Origin of the sequence: Pseudomonas sp. AL10, assembly GCF_029960685.1 — a bacterium.
GTDB classification, from domain to species: Bacteria; Pseudomonadota; Gammaproteobacteria; order Pseudomonadales; family Pseudomonadaceae; genus Aquipseudomonas; species Aquipseudomonas lactis.
On the sequence record NZ_JASBQZ010000076.1, the window covers coordinates 1 to 9,644 of the forward strand.

At 62.1% G+C, this 9,644-nt stretch carries 9 protein-coding genes; 2 read left to right on the forward strand and 7 right to left on the reverse strand.

Going from position 1 to position 9,644, the window contains the following annotated elements; translation table 11 throughout:
- From QK296_RS28595 to QK296_RS28620, 6 genes are all read right to left on the reverse strand, one after another.
- On the reverse strand, positions 1-150 hold a 150-nt coding region (locus QK296_RS28595; RefSeq protein ID WP_244858883.1), incomplete at its 3' end, for an ATP-binding cassette domain-containing protein.
- The gene (locus QK296_RS28600) at positions 147-1,151 is read right to left on the reverse strand and encodes a substrate-binding domain-containing protein (protein ID WP_032892294.1); all 1,005 of its coding nucleotides are present in this window, start codon (positions 1,149-1,151) and stop codon (positions 147-149) included. The genes QK296_RS28595 and QK296_RS28600, both read right to left, overlap by 4 nt.
- 139 nt (positions 1,152-1,290) lie before the next feature.
- Complete coding sequence (locus QK296_RS28605; RefSeq protein WP_034135670.1) at positions 1,291-2,154, reverse strand: SMP-30/gluconolactonase/LRE family protein; 864 nt, start codon at positions 2,152-2,154, stop codon at positions 1,291-1,293.
- A 16-nt stretch (positions 2,155-2,170) separates the two neighbouring features.
- Positions 2,171-3,751 (reverse strand): aldehyde dehydrogenase (NADP(+)), encoded by a 1,581-nt coding sequence (locus QK296_RS28610; protein WP_169855243.1) that lies wholly within the window; start codon positions 3,749-3,751, stop codon positions 2,171-2,173.
- 10 nt (positions 3,752-3,761) lie between these two features.
- Complete coding sequence (araD1, locus tag QK296_RS28615) at positions 3,762-4,754, reverse strand: AraD1 family protein (protein WP_003190555.1); 993 nt, start codon at positions 4,752-4,754, stop codon at positions 3,762-3,764.
- A 16-nt stretch (positions 4,755-4,770) separates the two neighbouring features.
- On the reverse strand, positions 4,771-6,093 hold the full coding sequence (locus QK296_RS28620) for an MFS transporter (RefSeq protein WP_032892299.1): 1,323 nt from the start codon (positions 6,091-6,093) through the stop codon (positions 4,771-4,773).
- A gap of 191 nt (positions 6,094-6,284) precedes the next feature.
- On the opposite strand from QK296_RS28620, the gene QK296_RS28625 reads away from it, so the two are divergent.
- Complete coding sequence (locus tag QK296_RS28625; RefSeq protein WP_019817288.1) at positions 6,285-8,021, forward strand: IlvD/Edd family dehydratase; 1,737 nt, start codon at positions 6,285-6,287, stop codon at positions 8,019-8,021.
- Between the two features lie 48 nt (positions 8,022-8,069).
- The gene (locus QK296_RS28630; protein WP_003190551.1) at positions 8,070-8,792 is read left to right on the forward strand and encodes a FadR/GntR family transcriptional regulator; all 723 of its coding nucleotides are present in this window, start codon (positions 8,070-8,072) and stop codon (positions 8,790-8,792) included.
- A 7-nt stretch (positions 8,793-8,799) separates the two neighbouring features.
- On the opposite strand, the gene QK296_RS28635 is transcribed toward QK296_RS28630, so the two are convergent.
- Complete coding sequence (locus tag QK296_RS28635) at positions 8,800-9,399, reverse strand: hypothetical protein (RefSeq protein ID WP_169855242.1); 600 nt, start codon at positions 9,397-9,399, stop codon at positions 8,800-8,802.
- Positions 9,400-9,644 lie beyond the last annotated feature (245 nt).

Here is a 9,644-nt window from a genome sequence, read left to right on the forward strand (position 1 = left end):
GATTTTCAGCAGGGTCGACTTGCCTGCGCCGTTCTCGCCCATCAGCGCGTGCACCTGCCCCGGGTGGGCGGTGAAGCAAATGCCATCCAACGCCTTGACCCCGGGAAAGGTCTTGCCGATGCCGTCAAACCGCAGGGCCGCAGCGGTCATTTCCACAGCCCGATCTTGGTCAGTTCCGCTTGGAAGTTTTCGCGGGTGATAAGCGTCACTTCGTCCATGGCCGTGTATTTCGGCGGCTCGGTACCCTTAGTCACCCACTCGTACATCATCTCGGCGGTTTTGTAGCCTTCAATGTGCGGGCTGGGCAGCATCGAACCAAAGAAGCCGCTGTTGGCTTTCTTCAATTCGCCGATGGCGTCGGTACCATTGATGCCGATGCCGATCACATTGGCTGCGGCGAAACCGGCACTTTCGGTGGCGCGCACGCCGCCGAGCACGGTGTTGTCGTTCATGCCGCCGATGATCAGGTTTTTCGCGCTACCTGGCAGTTTAACCAGCGCCGAGTTGGTGGCGTCCATACTGCCTGGCACGTCGAGGGTTTTCAGTGGGGCGGTGAGGATGTGATCTTTAGGAATGCCAGCCTCTTCCAGGGATTTGATCGAGCCGTCGGTGCGTTTCTTGCCGGTGTCGAGTTCGTTGAAGGTGTTGATCACCGCGTAGGTGTCCTTCCAGTCCCAACCGCGCTTTTTCGCTTCGGCGGCCATGGCGGCGCCCTGCTTCTGGCCGACTTCAAACGCGGCCATGCCCAGGTACGGCACGTCTTCCATGAAGTTGCCCTTGGCATCGACAAAGCGATCATCCACGGCCATTACTTTCAGGCCGTTGGCCTTGGCCTTGGCGACAATGGCCGGGCCCAGGGATACGTCTGGCGGGCAGATCACGAAGCCCTTGGCACCGTTGGCGGCCAGGCTGTCGATGGCCGAGAGGGTTTTCTCGCCGTCGGGCACCGCGATCTTGATGAGTTTGAAGCCTTTGTCCTGGGCGGCTTTTTCCGCAAACGCCCACTCAGTCTGGAACCAGGGCTCTTCGGCCTGCTTGACCAAAAAGCCGATCTTTACTTCTTCAGCGGCCAGCAACAGGCCGCTCAAGCTCATGGCCGAGACCGCCACAGCGGCGCAGCACAGGGAACGCAAACCACGACGACGATTCATAGGGGTGACTCCTTGTTGTTGTTTTTAGGTAGAACGTTGTAGGAGCGAGCTTGCTCGCGAAAAACCCGAGGGCGACGCGCCCATCCAGCATGAACGCGTTATCGTTGACGTTTTTCGCGGGCAAGCCCGCTCCTACAGGTTATCCGGCGAAGCGGTGACAGGGTTTTCCGGGAACATCCATTTCAATCGCCAGTACCGCACCATCCAACGGATGCCCCAAGGGACTCGCAGCACTGGTGATATACAACGTGGTGAGCTCAGGCCCACCGAACACGCAACTGGTGGGCCGGCTGACCGGCAGTTCGATGATGCGATCCACCTCACCCAAGGGCGTTAGCCGCAGCAGGCAACTGCCGTCCCAGCGCGCGTTCCAGATGTAGCCCTCGGCGTCCATGGCCGAACCATCCGGCCCGCCGCGTGTGTGCGGCCCGAACCAGGCCTGGGCGGCGCCGAGTTGGCCGTCAACCTGGATCGAATGCTGATAGAGCGTGCCGTCCATGCTGTCGCCGAAATGCACCTGGCTGCCCGCCTCGTTCCAAAGCAACGTGTTGGGAATGCCCAAGCCGTTGAGCAACCGCGTGACCGTTGCATCCGCATCGATGCGAAACAAGCCACCGGAGCGCCGGGTAATCGGCAGGTCTTCACCCTGCTCGCCAATGTTGTTCTGCATGGTGCCCAACCACAGGCGGCCCTGGGCATCGCAGCGTGCTTCATTGCCACGGTTGCCCGCTTGCGGGTCGGCTACGCACAGCAGGGTCAAGGCTTCGGTGGCCAGGTCCAGGCGATACACGCCGCTGCTCAAGGTCACCAGCGCATCGCCGCGTTCACAGGGGATGAACGCCGAGACATGCTCGGGCAACTGCCACACCTGCAACTGCCCGCCCATCAGGCGCAGCGCCTGGCGGGCGGCGATATCCACCCAATACAGGGCCTGGGTCGGTGCATCCCAGAACGGCCCTTCGCCCAACCGGGCACGGTGCGGGGTGACTGCGCTCAACGACATGAAGCCTCCTGATCAGTTACAGCGATTCGCGCGATGGCGTGCCATTTACCAGGCGCTGAATACGCAAGGGGTTGGCGTTTTTCAACGCATCGGGCAGCAGGCTATCAGGGTAGTTCTGGAAGCACACCGGGCGCAGGAAACGGTCGATGGCCAGGGTGCCGACCGAGGTGCCACGCGCATCCGAAGTTGCCGGGTACGGCCCGCCGTGGACCATGGAATCACACACTTCCACGCCAGTGGGGTAACCGTTGAGCAGGATGCGCCCGACTTTCTGTTCCAGCAGGGGCGTGAGTTCGGCGAACTGTTGCAGGTCGCCCGGTTCGCCGATGAGCGTGGCGGTCAACTGCCCGTGCAGCCCCTGCAGGGCGGCGCTGAGTTGGGCTTGGTCGGCCACTTCGACGAACACCGTGGTGGGGCCGAACACTTCCTCTTGCAGCACTTCGTCACCGTCAATCAACAGACGTACATCCGCCTTGAACAGTTGCGGTTGCGCCTGGTTGCCCGATTGCGCGCTGCCCGCCAGATGCTCGATGCCCGGGTGAGAGAGGAGTTTTTCCAGGCCCTTGCCGTAGCTGCCCAGGGTGCCGGCATTAAGCATGGTTTGTGGCGGTTGCTCGCCGATCAATTGCGCGACCTGTTGCGTGAACGCGGTGAACGCAGGCGAGGCGATACCGATCACCAGGCCTGGGTTGGTGCAGAACTGGCCGCAGCCTTGTACCACCGAGGCGGTCAGGTCGCGGGCGATGCTTTCGGCGCGGGCGTGCAGCGCCTGGGGCAGCACGATTACCGGGTTGATGCTCGACATTTCGGCAAACACCGGGATCGGTTGCGGGCGCGCCGCGGCCATGTCGCACAGGGCGCGGCCGCCTTTGAGCGAACCGGTAAAGCCCACCGCCTGGATCGCCGGATGCTTGACCAGCGCCTCACCGACGCCGCCGCCAAAGATCATATTGAACACGCCGGCCGGCATCTCGGTGGCCTCGGCAGCGCGGATGATCGCATCGGCCACACGCTCGGCGGTCGCCATGTGCCCGCTGTGGGCCTTGAACACCACCGGGCAACCGGCGGCCAGCGCGGCAGCGGTATCGCCGCCAGCCGTGGAAAATGCCAGAGGAAAGTTGCTGGCGCCGAACACCGCCACCGGGCCAAGGCCGATGCGGTATTGGCGCAGGTCTGGGCGCGGCAGCGGCTGGCGCTCTGGCAGGGCCTTGTCGATACGCGCGCCGTAGAAGTCACCACGGCGCAGCACGGTGGCGAACAGACGCATCTGGCCGCTGGTACGCCCACGCTCGCCTTTGATGCGTGCGGCCGGCAAGGCGGTTTCGCGGCAAACCAGTTCAACGAAATCATCGCCCAAGGCATCCAGCTCATCGGCCACCGCATCCAGAAACTGCGCACGCCGTGCGGCGCTCAAGGCGCGATAGGCCGGGTACGCCTGGGCCGCGGCCTGGGCGGCGGCGTCCACTTCCTGGGCGGTAGCCTGGTAGAAATCCTGGGGCAAGGCTTCGCCGGTGGTGGCATCGATGCTTTGCAGCTTGATGTTGCCGTTGGCGCTGCGCTGGCCGCCGATGTAGTTGTGGCCGAGGAACGGGGTCATGTTGATCTCCTTAAAGGGGGGTGACTTGGCCGGGTTCAAATGCCGCATCGCTGCTGCCGATACCGTTGATCAACGGCGCGCCGAATTCAGCCTGGCTGATCTCGAACACATCGCCCGGCTGGGTACGTATACCGTCGGCGAATGACAAGGTAGCGGTGCCGAAGAAGTGAATGTGCACATCGCCCGGCTTGAGGAACTGGCTGTATTTGAAGTGGTGGTATTCGAGGTTTTCCAGGCTATGGCACATATTGGCCTCGCCACTGAGGAATTCGTTCTGCCAGATCACCTCGCCGTTGCGCAGGATGCGGCTGGTGCCCGCCAGATGCTCGGGCAGTTCGCCCACGCGCAGCTCCGGGCCATAGCTGCAACTGCGCAGCTTGGAATGGGCCAGGTACAGGTAGTTCTTGCGCTCCATCACATGGTCGGAGAACTCGTTGCCCACCGCGAAACCCAGGCGATAGGGTTTACGGTCATACCCGATCACATAGAGGCCGCCGATTTCCGGTTCTTCGCCGGCGTCTTCGGCGAACGGCGGCACCGGGAACGCCTGGCCCGGGCGCACGACGATGCTGCCATCGCCTTTGTAGAACCACTCCGGTTGCACACCGGCCTGGCCGGCACCTGGTTTGCCGCCCTCCACGCCCCATTTGAAGATGCGCATGGTGTCGGTCATCGCGCTGTCGTCGCCGGCCTGCTGGTGCATCTTGTCGCGGGCCGAGGCACTGCCCAGGTGGGTGAGGCCGGTGCCGCTGATCAGCATGTGTGCTGGGTCCGGGTGGTCCAGCGGTGGCAGGATCTTGTGGTGCGCCAACAAGGCGGCGTAGTCATGGCTGGCGCCCAGGCCGAGGGCCTCTACCTGTTGCTGCAACTTGCCGCCGCCGTCGATGGCGGCCAGCGCCAGTTCACGCACGCTGTGGGCGCCGCGCACTTCGCGCACCTGGTTGCCTTCTACCACGCCGACGCGGCGCTCACCGTTGCTCAACTCGAACTGAACTAAACGCATGCGGGTTCTCCTGGATTTAAGTGCGTGTGGCGCCACGGGCGCTGGCGGCGAATTGGTCGACGGGCAGGACGTGCTTGCGTTCCAACACGCGGTAGACCACGAGGGTCAGCAGCAAGCCGAACACCATCACACCGGATAAGAAATACAAGCCTGAGGCCAGGTTGCCGGTGTACTCCTTGAGCGCACCGATCACGAACGGGCCGATGTAACCGCCGAGGTTGCCCACCGAGTTGATCAAGGCAATACCGGCCGCCGCGCTGGCGCCGGCAAAGAAGCGCCCCGGCAGAGTCCAGAACACGGCGGTGCAGGAAAACATTGCAAACGCCGCCAGGCACAGCGCGGCCATTTGCAGCACCGGCACGGTTAGCCAGGCGCTGCAGAACAGGCCGATGGCGCCCAGTACATACAGCACGGCGAGATGGCCGTAACGGTCGTTCAAGCGGTCGGAACTGCGCGGAATGATCAACAGGCCGATGATGCCGAAGATGTACGGCACGGCGGAGATGAAGCCGGTGGTGAGGTCGCTGCCGCCAAACTGTTTGATCAGGGTCGGCAGCCACAGGCCGAGGCCGTAGATGCTCAAGGTCACCGGCAGGTAGAACAGCGCCAGCAGCAACACGCGCTTGTCCTTGAGCGCATGCAAGGGGTTGCCGTGGCGCGTCTGGCCGTAGGCCTGCAGGTCTTTGTGCAGCTCGCCGGTGAGCCAGGCTTTTTCTTCCTCGCTCATCCAGTTGACCTTTTGGGGGCCGTCCGGCAGGTAACGCAGCACCGGCCAGGTCAGCAGGATCGCCGGGGTACCGATCACGATAAACAGCCACTGCCAGCCATGCAGGCCGAGGATGCCGTCCATGCCGAGCAGACCGCCGGACACGGGGCCTGTGATCATCATTGCAATCGGTTGGGAGAGGATGAACAGCCCGAGGATCTTGCCGCGATGGCGCACCGGGAACCATTGGGTGATGTAGTACAGCACGCCGGGAAAGAACCCCGCCTCCGCCGCGCCCAGCAGAAAGCGCATCACATAGAAGCTGTGCGGCCCCTGCACGAACGCCATGCCAATGGTGATGGCGCCCCAGGTGATCATGATGCGCGCAAACCAGCGCCGTGCGCCGAAGCGGTCGAGCATCAGGTTGCTAGGAATTTCGAACAGGAAATAGCCAATGAAGAACAACCCGGCACCGAGGCCATAGGCGGCGTCACCGATGCCCACGTCAGCGCCCATGTGCAGCTTGGCGAAGCCCACGGCGGAACGGTCCACGTAGGCGATCAGGTACAGCAGGATCAGGAAGGGAATCAGTTTCAGCGTGATGCGCCGAATAAGCCGCAGTTCCTGGCTCATGGGGTCGATCTCCGATTGTTGTTTTTATAGAAGCTCGGGGGACGCCTCTGACGAAATCCGCCAGGGCCATACCTCAGTTAGGATCGACTATATAGTATGACTATTTGCAAAACAACACTTCCAAAGCGGCGATTTTGCGCTTATGTTTAAGCACGCATAGAACATATAGTCATACAATAAGAGAATCGATCATGCCTGACAAAAAGCCCGGCCTACGCTCTGCCCAGTGGTTCGGTACCGCCGACAAGAACGGTTTCATGTACCGCAGCTGGATGAAGAACCAAGGCATTGCCGACCATCAGTTCCATGGCAAACCGATCATCGGTATCTGCAACACCTGGTCGGAGCTCACGCCGTGCAACGCGCACTTCCGCCAGATCGCCGAGCACGTCAAGCGTGGCGTGATCGAGGCCGGTGGCTTCCCGGTGGAGTTCCCGGTGTTCTCCAACGGCGAATCCAACCTGCGCCCTACTGCGATGCTCACTCGCAACCTGGCGAGCATGGACGTGGAAGAAGCGATTCGCGGCAACCCGATTGATGGCGTGGTACTGCTCACCGGCTGTGACAAGACCACCCCCGCGCTGCTGATGGGCGCGGCCAGTTGTGACGTGCCGGCCATCGTGGTCACCGGCGGGCCGATGCTCAACGGCAAGCACAAGGGCCAGGACATCGGCTCGGGAACAGTGGTGTGGCAGCTCAGCGAACAGGTCAAGGCCGGCACCATCACCCTGGATGACTTCCTCGCGGCCGAGGGCGGCATGTCGCGTTCGGCGGGCACCTGCAACACCATGGGCACGGCTTCTACCATGGCGTGCATGGCCGAAGCACTGGGTACTTCCCTGCCCCACAACGCGGCGATTCCGGCCGTGGATGCGCGTCGCTATGTACTGGCGCACATGTCGGGCATGCGCGCCGTGGAGATGGTGCGTGAAGACTTGAAGCTGTCGAAGATCCTTACCAAGGAGGCGTTCGAAAACGCTATCCGCGTGAACGCAGCCATCGGCGGCTCGACCAACGCGGTGATCCACTTAAAAGCCATCGCCGGGCGCATCGGGGTCGAACTCGACCTGGATGACTGGACCCGCATCGGCCGCGGCATGCCGACCATTGTCGACCTGCAACCCTCCGGGCGCTTTCTGATGGAAGAGTTCTACTATGCCGGTGGCCTGCCCGCCGTCCTGCGCCGCCTGGGTGAAGCCAACCTGATCCCGCACCCCAATGCCTTGACGGTCAACGGCAAGTCCCTGGGCGAGAACACCCAGGACTCACCGATCTACGGCCAGGACGAAGTGATCCGCACCCTGGACAACCCGATCCGCGCCGACGGCGGCATCTGCGTGCTGCGTGGCAACCTCGCGCCTCTGGGCGCGGTGCTCAAGCCTTCGGCTGCGAGCCCCGAACTGATGCAGCACCGTGGCCGCGCCGTGGTGTTCGAGAACTTCGACATGTACAAGGCACGCATCAACGACCCGGAGCTGGACGTGGATGCCAACTCGATCCTGGTCATGAAAAACTGCGGCCCCAAGGGTTACCCCGGCATGGCCGAAGTCGGCAACATGGGCTTGCCGGCCAAGCTGCTGGCCCAGGGTGTGACGGACATGGTGCGCATTTCCGATGCACGCATGAGCGGCACCGCCTACGGCACCGTGGTGTTGCACGTGGCCCCGGAAGCCGCTGCCGGCGGGCCGTTGGCGACAGTGAAGGAAGGTGATTGGATCGAACTCGATTGCGCCAATGGTCGCCTGCACCTGGACATTCCAGATGCCGAGCTGGCAGCGCGCATGGCCGACCTGCCGCCCGCGCAGAACCTCATCGTCGGCGGCTATCGCCAGCTGTACATCGACCATGTGCTGCAGGCCGACCAAGGCTGCGACTTTGACTTCCTGGTGGGCTGTCGCGGGGCAGAAGTCCCACGGCATTCCCACTAATTGGGATGCTATGATGCGGCGAATCTAAGCCAGAGCCTGCCCGTCGTTATGGATCACCAGCCGCCCAAGCCGCGCAAGAGCCAGCATGCCCAGATCGTTCAGGACTTGGGCATGCACATCGTTTCCGGTCGCTTCAAGCCTGAAGAACGCTTGCCCATGGAAGCCACGCTGTGCGAGGAATACCAGGTCAGCCGCTCGGTATTGCGCGAAGCCACGCGGGTGCTCAGCGCCAAGGGCCTGGTGTATTCCAAGCCACGGGTGGGCGCGGTGGTACGGCCACGCTTGAAATGGCACCTGCTCGACCCGGACGTGCTGTCCTGGTTGATGCAGTCCACGCCCCATAGCGAGTTCTTCAACACCCTGGCCGGGGTGCGCCGCATCCTCGAACCGGAAATCGCCGCCATGGCCGCGACCACCGCCACCGATGAAGACATCGCCACCATCGAACACGCCTACCAGGGCATGGAAACCGCCAAGACCCACGAGGAACTGTTGCAGGCCGACCTGGACTTCCACCGCGCGATTGCCGACGCCACCCGCAACGACCTGCTCGCCTATATGTGCAACATGCTCTCGTTGCCGTTGCGCGAGTCGATCAACATCACCAACCGCCGCCCGGACATCCAGGGCCTGAGTCTGCCGCGGCACAAGGCGATCCTCACGGCGATCCAGAACCGCGATGCCCTGGGCGCGCGGCATGCGTCGCTGGTGCAACTGGATGACACGCGAGTGGCGCTGGACACGGTGATGAATGTGTTGACGCCGTTGTAAACCCGCGTCATTCCTGATTGTTATTGTTGGCCCTGGGGCAGCTGTTATCGCCCTCTTTTTTCAGCGCCAGGACGGCCTGGCGCTCGGACAGCAAGTGGGTGATGGCGCCGCCGATCGCCGCAGAAATCAACGCCAACGCCTCTTTAGGCAGATTGATCGCCGCCCAGGTCAACCCGCCGATCAGCAGGATGACAAACAGGATATTGAACCGTGACACCCCGAGTTTTATCGAGCGGACGATATCGGACGTGTCCTGCATTTTTTCGAAGCGTTTTAGGTCTTCGAACTTGCGCACCGATTCCAGGGTTTCCAGGTAATGGGTTTCGGCCCGCTTGAGTTTCTTGATGACATCGGCTTCGAGCATGACCTCCTCTATCTCGATCCTGACCAGGCTGATATTGGCGCCTGGGCGGCCAAGAATTTCCGAACTCAGCGAACTTTCGGCCAGCTCGGCCAGCAGATAGGTATAGGAGGTTTCGCTGATCTCCTTGGCATATTTTTGCAAAGCTGAGGTGTAGCACTTGGTGGCATATCGGGTGAACAGACGCTCGGCGTCGTTAGTCTTTTTGATCAGTTCTTCAACTTCGTCGATCAGTTCCCGTTCCATTTTTAATATCCCTATTAAGCGTGGCTTCGAAAAGCAATGAGCGCCGACCGCTGCGCTGGCACGTTAGGGGCAAACATCCCTCGATCAAGGGTCAGTGTCTACTGTCAAACCTCACAGGTGAATAGGAGGCAGGGCCCCTTGCTCCCGTGACGGCCTACGGTCAGCGCCTATCTACCTGGCGCTCCCAAGATCCAAATGTGGGAGCTGGCTTGCCTGCGAAGGCGGCCTGACAGTCAACACAGTTG